Source organism: Rhodopseudomonas sp. BAL398 (genome assembly GCF_033001325.1).
In the GTDB taxonomy this organism is placed as follows: Bacteria; Pseudomonadota; Alphaproteobacteria; order Rhizobiales; family Xanthobacteraceae; genus JARJEH01.
In genome coordinates this window covers 1,366,670-1,380,587 of sequence record NZ_CP133111.1, presented here as the reverse complement: position 1 = coordinate 1,380,587, position 13,918 = coordinate 1,366,670, and the positions used below count along the sequence as shown (strand labels likewise).

Below are 13,918 nucleotides of genomic sequence, written 5' to 3'. Positions count from 1 at the left end.
CCTCAGCGCCTCATGGTGAGGAGCCGCGCTTGCGCGGCGTCTCGAACCATGAGGATGTACATCTCATCCTTCGAGACGCCCGGCTTCGCGCGACGCGCTACGTCGGGCGCCTCAAGATGACGGCGCTGCGTGTCGCCGCCGCGGATCTGTGAAACCGATAACAAGGGGCCGACAATGTCGCTGTCATCTGCCAAGAACTACGCGCTGCGCGCGTCGAAATCGCAGGATCAGAAGGAGGCGATCGAACTGCTGTCGAAAGCGATCCTGGAACTGGCGGCATCGATCGAAGACACCGACGCCAAGCTCAAGAAGATCAACAAGGCCAAATAGGCGCGGCGGCGAAGCCGGTCGATGGTCGGACGAATCGAAAACCCCGCAGCGGGCGCTGCGGGGTTTGTCTTTGGCGACAATGTTATGCCGCGAATTGTTCTAGTGGAAACTGATCAGCCGGAACAGCGGGCCGAGATAGCTCATTTCCTGGCCGCTGGTCGGTGTGGTGCGGCTGATGAAGTCGAAGATCTTGCCGTCCTGTAACCCGTAATTGGCGATTCGCCGGACCATGCGATTTTGATCGAAATAGATCGCGATGACCCGTTGGTCGACGACCTTCTGCGGCATGAACGCCACCGGGCGCTCGGCGCGCTGCGAAATATAATAGAATACCTCGCCGTTCAGCGTCGCCACCGTCGAGGGCGTGCCCATCACGATCAGCACCTGATCCTGGCTGGCGCCGATCGGGATCTGCTCGAGTGCGCCGGTCGGCAGGATATAGCCCTTCTGGAAGGTTTCGGAGGTGCAGCCGCCAAGGCCCGCGACCATCAATGCGGCGGCGAGGGCAGGGCCCAATCGACGCCATTTGGTCGCGCGCGCGGGCGTCGGGTTGCCGCGTCCGCGGTCTTGCTTCGAAATTCTCATACGAGCGTAGGCCCTATCCCCTTGCATCGCGCAAGGCGTTGACGTACCGGGCAGAAGCTCGGATTGCAATCTTCGCGGCCCGCACGGGTTCGCATTTGGAACCCACAATGTTTTGGCCGTTCAATCGCTTCAGTCAACCCCGGACGCCGTCGCGCGGCACCATTGAGGTCATCTATGGCATGATCGTGGCGCAAGCGCGAGAGCCCACGTTTTATCAGGATCTCGGTGTAGCGGACACGGTCAACGGGCGGTTCGAGATGATCGTGCTGCATCTGTGGATGGTGCTGCGGCGAATCCGGGCGATACCGGACAACAAACCGTTTGCGCAGGCGCTGTTCGACTATTTCTGCAGCGATCTGGATGCCAATCTGCGCGAATTGGGCGTCGGCGATCTCACCGTGCCGAAGCGGATGCAAGCGTTCGGCGAGGCGTTTTATGGCCGCTCGACGGCCTATGATATGGCGATCGAAGCTGGCGAGGACGATTTGGCCAGGGCGCTGAACAAGAATGTGCTGAATGGGGCGGGGCCGGACGAGGCGAAGCGGCTGGCGACCTATGTGATACGGTCACTGGCGGCGCTGGACGGTATCGACCGCGCCCATCTGCGCACCGGGTCGTTCCGCTTTCAACAGCCGGTGGTGGTATGACGAACAGAGTGAGCCCAATGACGGACAACGACAATCCCTGGAGCGTGGCGGTCACGGTGATGCAGATTCCCGAGACCGGGCTGCATCGCGAGATCGAGGCCAAGGCCAGCGAACGCGACGCGATCGCGGCGCTCGGCGGCCTGCAGAAGGTGTTGGTGGCGACGGCGGCACTCGATCTGACCCCGGTCGGTGAGGGCCGGGTAAGGGTGCAGGGCTGGGTCAAGGCGCGGGTGTGCCAGACCTGCGTGGTGACGCTGGACCCGGTCGAGAACGAGGTCGACGAGGCGATCGACCTGATTTTTGCCCCGGCGTCGCAGATTCGCGAATTGGCGGAATCGATCGATGACGGCCCCGAGGTCGAGGCTGCCGATCCGCCGGAGCCGATCGAGAAGGGCATCATCGATATCGGCCGGCTGGCGACCGACGCGCTGTTTTTGGGACTCGATCCCTATCCGCGCAAGCCTGACGCCGTGTTCGAGCCGATCGTCGAGCCGATCGCCCCCGAGGAGCATCCGTTTGCCGCGCTGAAGGCGCTCAAAACGCCCGAAAAGCCGTCCCGCTCCCGGAAAACCAAGCGCGATTGAGCCGCGCTGGGAGGACCTGACCGGGGTTCGTCGGGCGGTTACGGTATCGGGGGAGAGGGCGTCTGTCGTCGCCGCGTCACCGGCATCTGCGACTTAAATCTGCCCGGTCAGCATGTTGTATCGGAGCCGGGAAACGCTATTGTCCCGCCCGACCGGGGCGCAGCTGCGCCTCGCCGCTCGCTTCGTCTGAGGCGATTTCTTGTCCGCGGCCGAGCGCTTTTCGACCGCAACACATCAGGTTTCCGGAACGTCCATGCCTCAGAAGGTTCGAATCGCGCTTGACGCCATGGGGGGCGATGTCGGTGCTTCGGTCGTCGTTCCCGGCGCGGCGATCTCGCTGTCGCGCCATCCCGACACCGAATTCCTGCTGTTCGGCGACAGCGCCGTGATCAACACGCAGCTCGATCTGCACCCGGCGCTGAAGAAGGTCTCGCGCGTCATCCACACCGACGTCTCCGTCAGCATGGACGACAAGCCGAGCCAGGCGCTGCGCCGTGGCCGCAAGGTCTCGTCGATGTGGCTGGCGATCGAGGCGGTGAAGAAGGGCGAGGCCGATGTCGCGGTCTCGGCCGGCAATACCGGGGCGCTGATGGCGATGGCGCGCTTCTGCCTGCGGATGCTGCCCGGCATAGACCGGCCGGCGATCGCGGCGGTGTGGCCGACGATCCGCGGCGATTCGGTGGTGCTCGATCTCGGCGCCACCATCGGCGGCGACGCCCAGCACCTCAAGGCGCTGGCGGTGATGGGCAGCGCGATGGCCAGTGTGTTGTTCGATCTGGAGCGGCCGACCGTGGGGCTGCTCAATATCGGCGTCGAGGAAATCAAGGGCGGCGAAGAGATTCGCGAGGCCGCCGAATTGCTGCGGGCGATGCAGGCACCGCAATTCGAGTTCATCGGCTTCGTCGAGGGCGACGGCATCGGCAAGGGCGCCGCCGACGTCATCGTCTCCGAAGGTTTTAGCGGCAACATCGCCCTGAAGGCGGCCGAGGGCACCGCGCGCCAGATCAGCGAATATCTCAAAGCCGCGATGGCGCGGACCTGGAGTTCGAAGCTCGGCTATCTGTTCGCGCGCGGCGCGTTCCGGGCGCTGCGCGACAAGATGGACCCCAACAAGTCGAATGGCGGGGTGTTTCTCGGCCTCAACGGCATCGTGGTCAAAAGCCATGGCGGAACCAATGCCGACGGCTTTGCCTATGCGGTGGATGTTGGTTATGAGATGGTTCGTTATGATCTGCTGACTAAGATCAACCAAACACTCAACCGCGATGGCGGCGCCCTGGCGCCGACCGCCTAGGAGGCTGTCTCGTGACTGCAATACGTTCGGTTGTGCTTGGCTGCGGCGCTTATCTGCCGGAGCGCGTCCTGACCAACGCCGAACTGGCAGCCCAGGTGGATACGTCCGACGAGTGGATCGTGCAGCGCACCGGCATCAAGGAGCGCCACATCGCCGCCGAGGGCGAGTTCACCTCGCATCTGGCGATCAACGCCGCCAAGGCCGCGCTGGCCGATGCCGGGATCGACGCCCAGCAGATCGACCTGATCGTGCTGGCGACCTCGACGCCGGACAACACCTTTCCCGCCACCGCGGTCGCCGTGCAGGCCGCGCTCGGCATCAATCACGGCGCCGCCTTCGACCTGCAGGCAGTGTGTTCGGGCTTCGTCTTCGCGGTCGCCACCGCCGATAATTTTCTGCGCGGCGGGTCGTTCAAGCGCGCGCTGGTGATCGGCGCCGAGACCTTTTCGCGGATTCTGGACTGGAACGACCGCGGCACTTGCGTCCTGTTCGGCGATGGCGCCGGCGCCATCGTGCTCGAAGCGCAGGAAGGCTGGGGCACCAGCGCCGATCGCGGCGTGCTGACCACGCATTTGCGTTCGGACGGACGCCACAAGATGAAGCTCTATGTCGATGGCGGCCCGTCCTCGACCGGGACCGTCGGCCATCTTCGGATGGAGGGCCGCGAAGTGTTCAAGCACGCGGTTGGCATGATTACTGGGGTGATCGTCGATGCGTTCGAAGCCAGCGGCACCACCGCCGAGGACATCGACTGGTTCGTGCCGCATCAGGCCAATAAGCGGATCATCGACGCTTCCGCGCACAAACTCCATATTGCGCCGCAAAAGGTGGTGATGACGGTGGATCGCCACGGCAACACCTCGGCGGCCTCGATTCCGCTGGCGCTGGCGGCCGCGGTGGCCGATGGCCGCATCAAGAAGGGCAATTTGGTGCTGCTGGAGGCCATGGGCGGCGGCTTCACCTGGGGCTCGGCATTGCTGCGCTGGTAGTGCACTGCGTAAATATTTCAGCATTTCCATTGAGTTCCGTGTTAGCCTCGCAGCCGGCGCTGTTGACCGCTGAGCGTTAAACTCATAATTTCAGCATTCGATTTTTTTCGCCGTGAGCGGGGCAGGCGATGAGCGGAACCGGCAAGACAGTTACACGCGTCGATTTGTGCGAGGCGGTCTACCAAAAGGTGGGCCTGTCGCGGACGGAGTCGTCGGCGTTCGTTGAGTTGGTGCTCAAGGAAATCACCGACTGCCTGGAGAAGGGCGAGACCGTGAAACTGTCCTCGTTCGGATCGTTCATGGTGCGCAAGAAGGGCCAGCGGATCGGCCGTAATCCAAAAACCGGGACTGAAGTTCCGATCTCGCCGCGCCGGGTCATGGTGTTCAAGCCGTCGGCGATCCTCAAGCAAAGGATCAACGCCAACGGCGCAGGCGAACCGGAAGCCACCGGCAACTGACGAGGAGCCCGCGTTTGGACAAAGCGCCGGATGCATTCCGAACCATCAGCGAAGTCGCCGACGAGCTCGACATCCCCCAGCATGTGCTGAGATTCTGGGAAACCCGCTTTACCCAGATCAAGCCGATGAAGCGCAGCGGCGGCCGGCGCTATTATCGCCCCGACGACGTTGATCTGCTCAAGGGCATTCGCCGGCTGCTCTATGGCGAGGGCTACACCATCCGCGGTGTGCAGCGGATCCTCAAGGAGCACGGCATCAAATCGGTGCAGCGGCTGGCCGACGCCTCGACCACCGCCACCTTCGGCGCAGTCGAGGAAGCGATCGGGCGCAGCGTCTCCGAACCGGTGCACGAATTGGCACCGGGCATCGACGCCGATGACGATGATTACGAAAGCGAGCCCGCGGCACTGGATCTTCACGCGGCGATGCACGAGCCGCGGTTCGGCGCCGACGTCGAAGCCGACGCTGCCGAGGACGACAGCGACGTGATCCCCGGCGTCGAGGCCTCGGCGCACCCGTTCGACGTGATCTGGCTGCGCGGCGTGCTGGAAGATCTGGTGGCCTGCCGGCAATTGATCGACGCCGCGATGAAGGACAGCTGACGCCGACGCGCAATTTGCGGCGGTAAAACCCGGCCCTGTAGCGATGACGGGCCGATCGGCTTCTTGCGCCGGGCGCCGAACGAAGCTACAGGAACGACATCGGAGCGTGGCGCAGCCCGGTTAGCGCACTTGTCTGGGAGACAAGGGGTCGGAGGTTCAAATCCTCTCGCTCCGACCAATTTACCCCTTTGTATTTATCGAATCCCTGCTTGCGGCCGGCGGTTGCCATCGGCGCGTCCCGTCCATCGGTAGTCGATAATCCTCTGCCGGTTCCGCTCTGGTTCCGTCGCATGCCTCCTGTCCGCCCAGCTGGATGGCGTCGCGGCGGTAATTGCGGTAGCTCAAAGACTTCACCGGATGTTCGTAGAGTCGCGGACGTCGTTTTGACGCTAACATCAAGACCAGCAGAGACGGCCGCGTCCACCGCGAGGCAGCGGCAGGTCGATCTGTACCACCGCCCCGGTGGCTCTGGCCCTGGATATGCAGGGCTGGATGGTTAGGATCGCGCCGTTGCGCAATATCATGGGCCAATATGACCACAATGTCTGAATCGTCCGCCGCCATCGCCGAGCCTCTCGCCATCGAAGGGCCGCCCGTTCGCGACGAAAGACGGGTCAATCTGCTGGTGCTGTGCTGCCTGGCGCTGGTGATCGGGGTGATGACCGGCGTTGGCGCGGTGGCGCTGCGCTATTTGATCGGGCTGTTTCACAACCTGTTCTATAATGGGACATTCAGCTTTCTGTATGACGCCAATATCAGCGAGGGACCGAGCTGGTACGGCAATTGGGTGTTTCTGGCGCCGGTGATCGGCGGGCTGATCGTCGTGTTTCTGGTGGAACGCTTTGCTCCCGAGGCCAAGGGCCACGGCGTTCCCGAGGTCATGGACGCGGTGTTCTACAAGGGCGGCAATATTCGCGGCCAGGTTGCGGTAATCAAATCGCTGGCCTCGGCGCTGTCGATCGGCAGCGGCGCCGCGGTCGGCCGCGAGGGCCCGATCATTCAGATCGGCGCCGCGCTGGGCTCGGCCTTTTCCCAGGCGATCCACCTGTCGCCCTGGCAGAAGGTGACGCTGCTGTCGGCGGGCGCCGGGGCGGGCATTGCCGCCACCTTCAACACGCCGCTGGGCGGCGTGCTGTTCGCGCTGGAAATCCTGCTGCCGGAAGTCTCCAACCGGACCTTCCTTCCTGTCGTGATCGCCACGGGCGCGGCCACCATGCTGGGACGGTTGCTGATCGGGCCGGCGCCGGCCTTTGTCGTGCCCGACATCATGTTTCCGGCGGCGCAATCCTTCAACCTGCAGGAATTGGCGGCTTTCGTGCTGCTCGGCATCCTGTGCGGCGTGGCCGCGTGGATGTTCATTCGGCTGCTCGTGTTCATGGAGGATTGGTTCCCCACGATCCCCGGCGGCATCTACGTGCAGAATCTGATCGGCATGTCGGTGATCGGCCTGATGATGGTGGTGATGATGCGCACCTTCGGCCATCCCTATGTGGATGGCGTCGGCTACGGCGTGATCCAGTCGGTGCTCGACCACAGCATGACCGGGATCGGCCTGTTGCTGCTGCTGTTTGTGATGAAGCTGCTGGCGACCACGATCAGCCTCGGCTGCGGCGCCTCCGGCGGCATCTTCTCGCCGTCGCTCTATCTTGGCGCCACGCTGGGCGGGTCTTTTGCGGCGGTCGCCGGCATGGTGCTGCCCAATGCCGGCCTGACGATTCCGTCGGCGGCGATCGTCGGCATGGCCGCGATGGTCGGCGCCGGCACAGGCGGGGTGATGACCGCGATCGTCATGGTGTTCGAAATGACCCGCGACTACGCCATCATCGTGCCGGTGATCGTCGCCGTCGCGGTCGCCGCCGGCGTCCGCCGCACGTTGATCGGCGAGACCATCTACACCGTCAAGCTGCGCCACCGCGGCCACCGCATCCCGAAGGAGCGCCATATCAATCTGTATCTGGTGCGGCAGGCGCAGGACATCATGGAGCGCCGCTACATCGTCGTGACCGCCGGCACCTCGCTCAAGGACGCGCTCAGCGAGGCGGATGTCGACGATCTGCCCACCATCATCGTTGAGCGCGAGGGACGCATCGCCGGTTTGGTGCCGCCGCGCTCAGGGCTGTGGCGGGAATTGCGTGACCATCCTGATATTCTGGTCGACCACTTTGCCGAGCGCCGCATGGTGCTGTGCCGCGATGTCGATCTGCTCAGCCGGGTGTTCGGCCGCCTGAAAATCCGCCGCTCCGGCGCCGCGATCGTGTTCCATGGCGAGCGGCGGCCGCGCGTCGCCGATATCGTCGGCGTCGTCACCAAACGGGCGGTCGCCGACGCGGTGATCGACAGCTATCACGAATGAGCGGACGGGAGCTGCCGCCCATCACTGAATACCGGAGCCGGGCGTCATCAGCCGACGCTTGGGCCGGTCGCCGCGCGGCCTTCCTAACCGGGCAAAAAGGTCATAGCCTCGCTGGCTTCAGCCATGCGAGTGACCATCATGCGATTCCGCGTCAGAAAAGCCGCCCATCTCCTTGAACGCAGTGGACTGGCGATGGCCGGCGCGGCCAGCGGGATGTTTGTCGGGGCTCATGTTGGCTCCAGCATTCATTGGCTGACCTCCTGGGGTTTTCTGCTGGCGATGATGGCCGGCGGCGCGATCGGATTCTATCTCGGGATCGATATTCCGCGGCTCGATTTTCGCTCGCGCGCGGGTGGCGGCGATGCCCTCGGCAGGATCGATACCGCGGAATTTCTCAGCGCGGTCGGCACCTTTCTGGCGTCCCTGACCGCCTTTGTGGCGGTCGGCGTCGTGGTGCTGCGAAGCGAGCCGTATCTGCTGTGGACCGCGATGATCATGCTGGGCTGGCTGGCCGGCATCGCCATGCAGATCGGCGCCGGCATCATCGCGCGCCGCGCGCTGAAGCGCGGCCTGCGCTATCGCCCGACAATGCTGACCGAATAGACCCGAGAGCTATTTTTTGCCGAGCAGGCCGGTGACAGCGCCAGGCACCGGGATCCTGGATACCAGCCGCGGCATGAAGATCACGGCGGCCAGCGCCAGCGCGATCAGGATCGGCAGCAGCTCGAAGCCGCTGACCTGGACCACGATCCACACCGCGCAGACCAGCGCGGCCAATTCCGCCGTGAGATAGATCGCCATCGTGGTGAAACCGGGCAGCGTGGGTTTCGCCGCCGGCGGCGCCATGAAGGCGACGAATACCGCGAAGGCCAGCACTACGAGCAGCAGCAGGAACAGAAACGCCGCGGTCTGAAGGGTTGCTGCCAGCATCTCACGCTCCTCGAATGTCCGTAAGGCTTGCAACGATAGGATGATTCCGATGCAGGCGGAAGATCCGCCGCTGTCCGGATCGCGCCTGACGACCAATGTCCACGGGCCGCAAGGCCGGCCGAGAAAGCGCTGTTGCGATGGACTCGCGCGGCCCGGAATCGCGGGCTATGGTCGGTGCAACGGGCGGCTCGAACCACCCGGCGCTATCAAAAGCAACAGCCAGGGAAGGACGCGAGCGTCTCATGAGGGATTTTGCCGGCAGGATTGCTGTCATCACCGGGGGCGGCGCCGGCATGGGCCGCGAGCTCGCCCGCCAGCTGATCGCCGAAGGCTGCAATGTCGCGATCTGCGACGTCTCCGCCGATGCGATGGCCGAGACCAAACGGCTGTGCGAGGTCGAACGTCTGCCGCAGGGGCTGCGCATCACGACGCATCTGGTCGACGTCTCCGACGAGGCGCAGATGCTGCGGTTTCGCGACGAGGTCGCCGCCCAGCACGACACCGACAAGATCCATCTGCTGTTCAACAATGCCGGGATCGGCGGCGGCGGCAGCATGATCGCCAACAGCCGCGAGCATTGGGAGAAGACCTTCAATATCTGCTGGGGCGGGGTCTATCTCGGCGTCCGCTGCTTCCTGCCGATGCTGCTCAAGGCCGACGCCGGCCACATCGTCAACACCTCCAGCGTCAACGGCTTCTGGGCCTCGATCGGGCTGAATACGCCGCACACCGCCTATAGTGCGGCGAAATTCGCCGTCAAAGGTTTTTCCGAAGCGCTGATGTGCGACCTCAAGCTGAACGCGCCGCATATCAAGTGTTCGGTGGTGATGCCGGGCCATATCGGCACCTCGATCGTGGCGAATTCGCGCAAGATCCAGAATGGCAGCGACGCCGACGCGCTCAGCGCTGAGGAAATCGCCGCCGCCCGCCGGCGGCTGGACGCCAACGGCGTTGATAGTGGTCCGATGTCCGACGACGAGATCCAGGCGATGGTGCACGAGCGGGCGCGCAGCTTTCTCGAAGAGGCGCCGACCACGGCCGCCGCCGCGGCACGGATCATCCTCGACGGCGTTCGGACCGAGCGCTGGCGCATCCTGGTCGGCGACGACGCCGAGCTGCTCGACCAACGGGTCCGCGCCACGCCGGAGCAGGCCTATGACGGCGATTTCTACCACAGTTTCGCGACCGAGGTTGGCTGGAAGCTGGGGTAAGCGATCCCATGGTGCGATGCTGATAGCGTCGCACCATCAGACAGCCAACCAATAATAAAATCCGCCAAGGGAGCCACGCCATGCCAGCCATCGCGCACGTCCAGACTGATCTCGCCACCATGGTCGCCGACCTCAACGCGCTGTTGCGGCTGAAGACCACCGTGATCGGGATGAAGATGTTTGCGTCGATCGCCGAGATGGAGGTGATCCCGAAAATCCGGCGGCCGAGTGCGATCCACACCACCGACCAGATCGTCAGCATGGCGTCGCGGCTGGGCTGGACCGTCGGCATCACCGCCGACGACCTGGTCGGCGCGCAATGCCGCGCGGTGATCGGTCTGGCGCCGCAGGACGATACCTGGCTGGCCGGGCGGTCCTATGTCGGCGTCTGGCATGAGACGCAGGAGGATGCCGGCAAGCGGCAGCAGGCGCTCGATGTGGTGCCGTTCGGGCAATATCAGGCGATGGCGGTGTCGCCGTTGGCCAGCGGGCGGCTCAATCCGCCGGATATCTGCCTGGTCTATGCAACGCCGGGGCAGATGATCATCCTGATCAACGGGCTGCAATATAGCGGCTACAAGAAGTTCGACTGGAGCGTGGTCGGCGAGACCGCCTGCGCCGATTCATGGGGCAGGGCGCTGGCGACCGGCGAGCCCAGCCTGTCACTGCCATGCTATGCGGAGCGGCGCTATGGCGGCGTGCCCGATGAGGAAATGCTGATGGCGCTGCGCCCTGCGCAGCTCGCCAAGGCGATCGCCGGCATGAAGGCGCTGGCCAAGAACGGGTTGCGCTATCCGATCGCGCCCTATGGCATCCAGGCCGATGTCCGCGCCGGCATGGGCGTGTCCTATGCGGCGAAGTAACCGACTGCGTCGACGCCATCGACGCAGATGCGCCTCACGCCATTAAGATGAACCGGCCGCGCCCTGGCGCGCGGCCGGCGTGCCCGGTGATTACTTCGGCCGGATCGCGTCGGCTGTGCCCTGGATGAAGGCCTGGATCTTGACCACGTCGGCCTCGGTCAGCTTGCCGGTGAAATCGGGCATGCCCTTGCCGCGGAACGGCCCCTTGAACACGATGTCCTTGAGATTCTCGATGCGCTTGGTGGGAACATAGCCCAGATTCCGGATATTGCCGCCGCGGTCGACGCCGGGCACGCCATGGCAGGTGGCGCAGGCCGCGACATAAAGCGCGGTGCCTTCGGCGACGTCCTTGGGATCATACTCGACACCCGCCAGCAGGCCCTCGGTCTGGTATTTGACGAAACTCGGCATCGGCGCCTTGCCGTCGACCGCGAAAGTGTAGACCGTGCCGGGGCTCTGCAGCTCGGTGGCGCGCTGCGACAAGCCGAACACGCCGCCCCAGCCGACCGCGACCGAGACATATTGCTTGCCGTCGATCAGATAGGTCGACGCCGCCGCGACCACGCCGGAGCCGGTCGGGCTTTCCCACAGCTTTTCGCCGGTGGTGGCGTTATAGGCGATGAAGCGGCCATCGGCCGTGCCCTGAAATACCAGATTGCCCGCCGTGGTCAGGGTGCCGCCATTCCATGGCGACACGTATTCGGCGCGCCACACTTCCTTCTGCTTGACTGGATCCCAGGCCAGCAGCCGTCCGAATGCTTGGGACTTTGGCGGCGTGGCGTTGAGCATGAAGCCGACATTCCAGCCGGTGGCGCCGCCGAATTTTCCCGGTGTCGCGGCATTCTGTTCGAACTTCTTTTCCGGGGTGAGGTTGAGCGGCACGCCCTGCGCCGGCAGATAGACCAGACCGGTCTGCGGATTGAACGACATCGGATGCCAATTATGCGCGCCGAACGGCCCGGGGATGGCGTCATAGGCCGCGTCGGCCCGCGCGGCCGGAACCTCGATCGGCCGTCCATTGGCGTCGTAACCGGTCGCCCAATTCACGTCGACGAAGTTCTTCGCCGAGATGAACTTGCCATTGGTGCGATCGATCACGAAGAAGAAACCGTTCTTCGGCGCGTGCAGGATCACCTTGCGCGGCGCGCCGTCGATGGTGAGGTCGGCGAGGATCATCGGCTGGGTCGAGGTGTAGTCCCAGTGATCGCCGGGCGTCTCCTGATAATGCCAGATGTATTTTCCCGTATCGGCGTTCAGCGCCACCACCGAGGCGAGATAGAGATTGTCGCCGCCGGCGGGGCTGCGCACATTCCGATTCCATGGCGAGCCATTGCCGGTGCCGATGTAGACCATGTTGAGCTCGGGATCGTAGGCGATGGTGTCCCACGAATTGCCGCCGCCGCCATTGATCCACCATTTGCCCGCAGGGTCCCAGGTCTTGGCCGCGGCCGCCATCGACTCGTCCTCGAACGGCTTGCTAGGGTCGCCCGGCACCACGAACCAGCGCCAGGCCTGGGCGCCGGTCTCGGCGTCGTAGGCGGTGACGTAACCGCGCGCGCCATATTCGGCGCCGCCATTGCCGATCACGACCTTGCCCTTGATCACCCGCGGCGCGCCGGTGATGGTGTAGGAATGGTCGTGATTGAGCACCGTATCGGTCTCCCAGATCTTCTTGCCGGTCGCGGCGTCGAGCGCGATCAGCCGTCCGTCATAGGCGCCGACAAAGACCTTGCCCTTGTAGAGCCCGACGCCGCGATTGACGACGTCGCAGCATCCTTTGTAGCCCTTGGTGCGATCCACCTCCGGATCGAAGGTCCAGAGCCGCTTGCCGCTGCGCGCGTCGATGGCGTGAACCACGCTCCAGGACGCGGTCACATACATGATGCCGTCGACGACGACCGGCGTTGCTTCGACGCCGCGCGAGGATTCCAGCGGGTAGCTCCACGCAAGGCCGAGCTTGTTGACGTTGTCAGTGTTGATCTGATCGAGCTTGCTGAAACGCGTCTCGGCGTAGTCGAGGCCGATGGTCGGCCAGTCTTTCGAGGTCGCCGCATTGGCGACGATCGCAGCGCTGTCGACCGCCGAGGTCACCGCCTTGATCTTGTCCGGCGTCGGCGCGGTCTGGGCGATCGCGCCGCTCAGCGACATCGCGAGGCCGAGTCCGAGGGCCGCCCCGGCATAGCGAAAGCTATTGTGATGATACCGGGGCAGGGCGATGCTTGGAAAAAATGGGCGAGCAGCCTCAACGCGCGGCGAGCGTGACATTCTTATCCTCCCTACGATCTCTAAGCGGATCTGCCGCGATGGTAGGCCGGCAAAAAGGCGACCGTCAATCAAACTGGAACCGAAGTCGCCAGGAAACCGCCTTGCGATGCAACAGGCATCGCAGTGCAACAGGAGCGAACTAAGCATTTGCGGGGTAACGACCGATTCAAGCAGAAACCTATCGGCGTCTCGTCATTGCGAGCGGAGGCTGGCACGCAGCGCTATCCGAACGCGAAGAAATCCAGGTGCGAGCCGCCTCGATTGGGTCGTCGTACATGCTTCTCGCAATGACGAAGGTGAAGACCTTGAGTCAGTCGGTCACGTTGTGAGTCATGCTTTCAGGACGGCCCGCGGCGTCTTCAGAAAATTGAGAAGTTGAAGGGCATCGACCCGATCTGGATCCCATCCAGATGAACGTGGCGCGTTTCCATATTCTGTCGACGATTACGACTTCGCACTCAGGCTTTTACGGACTCGCGTGCCTTTCGAACATATCGACCTGCGTTGATGGAACCTTCGGCCGGGCGGCGACTTGGTCAGCGCCTCTACTCCCGAAAGGAATTCAAGATGTTGAAGATTTTTGCGCTGGTTGCTTTTGCAGCGGTGGTTTGGAATGCCGCGCCGGCATCAGCGCAGTCGGTTCGGATCGACGGCAATGGCGTTCGCGTCGGTGCCGGACATTCCGGTCATCGCGACCGCGGCTATCATCGTCGCGGCCACGACGAATATCGCGGTCGCCGCCATCACAACCGCGACTGGGATCGTCGTCGTCACCGCGGCCCGGCCGTGATCATTCGCTAATCTTCA

15 protein-coding genes and 1 tRNA gene are annotated in these 13,918 nt (G+C 63.9%); 13 read left to right on the top strand and 3 right to left on the bottom strand.

The genetic code is table 11. The features are described 5' to 3' along the window. Nucleotides 1-174: 174 nt before the first annotated feature. The gene (locus tag RBJ75_RS06570; RefSeq protein WP_173427308.1) at nt 175-330 is read left to right on the top strand and encodes a hypothetical protein; all 156 of its coding nucleotides are present in this window, start codon (nt 175-177) and stop codon (nt 328-330) included. 99 nt (nt 331-429) lie between these two features. On the opposite strand, the gene RBJ75_RS06565 is transcribed toward RBJ75_RS06570, so the two are convergent. Further along, the gene (locus tag RBJ75_RS06565) at nt 430-915 is read right to left on the bottom strand and encodes an outer membrane protein assembly factor BamE (RefSeq protein WP_044404675.1); all 486 of its coding nucleotides are present in this window, start codon (nt 913-915) and stop codon (nt 430-432) included. Between the two features lie 107 nt (nt 916-1,022). Between RBJ75_RS06565 and RBJ75_RS06560 the strand changes: the two genes are divergently transcribed. From RBJ75_RS06560 to RBJ75_RS06520, 9 genes are all read left to right on the top strand, one after another. Further along, on the top strand, nt 1,023-1,562 hold the full coding sequence (locus tag RBJ75_RS06560) for a ubiquinol-cytochrome C chaperone family protein (RefSeq protein ID WP_044404672.1): 540 nt from the start codon (nt 1,023-1,025) through the stop codon (nt 1,560-1,562). 17 nt (nt 1,563-1,579) lie between these two features. Then, nucleotides 1,580-2,146, top strand: coding sequence for a YceD family protein (locus tag RBJ75_RS06555; RefSeq protein WP_044404668.1), 567 nt, complete (start codon nt 1,580-1,582; stop codon nt 2,144-2,146). Between the two features lie 253 nt (nt 2,147-2,399). Beyond that, nucleotides 2,400-3,440, top strand: a complete 1,041-nt coding sequence (gene plsX, locus RBJ75_RS06550; protein WP_044404665.1) for a phosphate acyltransferase PlsX — start codon at nt 2,400-2,402, stop codon at nt 3,438-3,440. A gap of 11 nt (nt 3,441-3,451) precedes the next feature. Beyond that, nucleotides 3,452-4,429, top strand: coding sequence for a beta-ketoacyl-ACP synthase III (locus RBJ75_RS06545; RefSeq protein ID WP_276156188.1), 978 nt, complete (start codon nt 3,452-3,454; stop codon nt 4,427-4,429). 128 nt (nt 4,430-4,557) lie between these two features. Continuing rightward, nucleotides 4,558-4,887: an integration host factor subunit alpha gene (locus RBJ75_RS06540; RefSeq protein WP_044416176.1), complete on the top strand. Its 330-nt coding sequence runs from the start codon at nt 4,558-4,560 to the stop codon at nt 4,885-4,887. 14 nt (nt 4,888-4,901) lie between these two features. Beyond that, a complete protein-coding gene (locus tag RBJ75_RS06535; protein ID WP_044416178.1) occupies nt 4,902-5,489 on the top strand; it encodes a MerR family transcriptional regulator in 588 nt (195 codons plus the stop codon). Nucleotides 5,490-5,589: 100 nt separating this feature from the next. Further along, nucleotides 5,590-5,667, top strand: a tRNA-Pro gene (locus tag RBJ75_RS06530). Nucleotides 5,668-6,030: 363 nt separating this feature from the next. Further along, nucleotides 6,031-7,842: a chloride channel protein gene (locus RBJ75_RS06525; RefSeq protein WP_044416191.1), complete on the top strand. Its 1,812-nt coding sequence runs from the start codon at nt 6,031-6,033 to the stop codon at nt 7,840-7,842. Nucleotides 7,843-7,980: 138 nt separating this feature from the next. Beyond that, nucleotides 7,981-8,445 carry a hypothetical protein gene (locus tag RBJ75_RS06520; RefSeq protein WP_044416193.1) on the top strand — a complete coding sequence of 155 codons (465 nt, stop codon included), beginning with the start codon at nt 7,981-7,983 and terminating at the stop codon, nt 8,443-8,445. A gap of 9 nt (nt 8,446-8,454) precedes the next feature. On the opposite strand, the gene RBJ75_RS06515 is transcribed toward RBJ75_RS06520, so the two are convergent. Next, a complete protein-coding gene (locus tag RBJ75_RS06515) occupies nt 8,455-8,772 on the bottom strand; it encodes a hypothetical protein (RefSeq protein ID WP_044416179.1) in 318 nt (105 codons plus the stop codon). A gap of 242 nt (nt 8,773-9,014) precedes the next feature. On the opposite strand from RBJ75_RS06515, the gene RBJ75_RS06510 reads away from it, so the two are divergent. Both RBJ75_RS06510 and RBJ75_RS06505 read left to right on the top strand, forming a co-directional pair. After that, nucleotides 9,015-9,983, top strand: a complete 969-nt coding sequence (locus RBJ75_RS06510; protein WP_044416181.1) for an SDR family oxidoreductase — start codon at nt 9,015-9,017, stop codon at nt 9,981-9,983. A gap of 80 nt (nt 9,984-10,063) precedes the next feature. Continuing rightward, complete coding sequence (locus RBJ75_RS06505) at nt 10,064-10,846, top strand: DUF169 domain-containing protein (RefSeq protein ID WP_044416183.1); 783 nt, start codon at nt 10,064-10,066, stop codon at nt 10,844-10,846. Between the two features lie 90 nt (nt 10,847-10,936). On the opposite strand, the gene RBJ75_RS06500 is transcribed toward RBJ75_RS06505, so the two are convergent. Then, entirely contained in the window at nt 10,937-12,994 is a 2,058-nt protein-coding gene (locus RBJ75_RS06500) for a PQQ-dependent dehydrogenase, methanol/ethanol family (RefSeq protein ID WP_080901191.1), read from the bottom strand. 772 nt (nt 12,995-13,766) lie between these two features. Between RBJ75_RS06500 and RBJ75_RS06495 the strand changes: the two genes are divergently transcribed. Further along, nucleotides 13,767-13,901 carry a hypothetical protein gene (locus RBJ75_RS06495; RefSeq protein WP_276156189.1) on the top strand — a complete coding sequence of 45 codons (135 nt, stop codon included), beginning with the start codon at nt 13,767-13,769 and terminating at the stop codon, nt 13,899-13,901. Nucleotides 13,902-13,918: the final 17 nt, after the last annotated feature.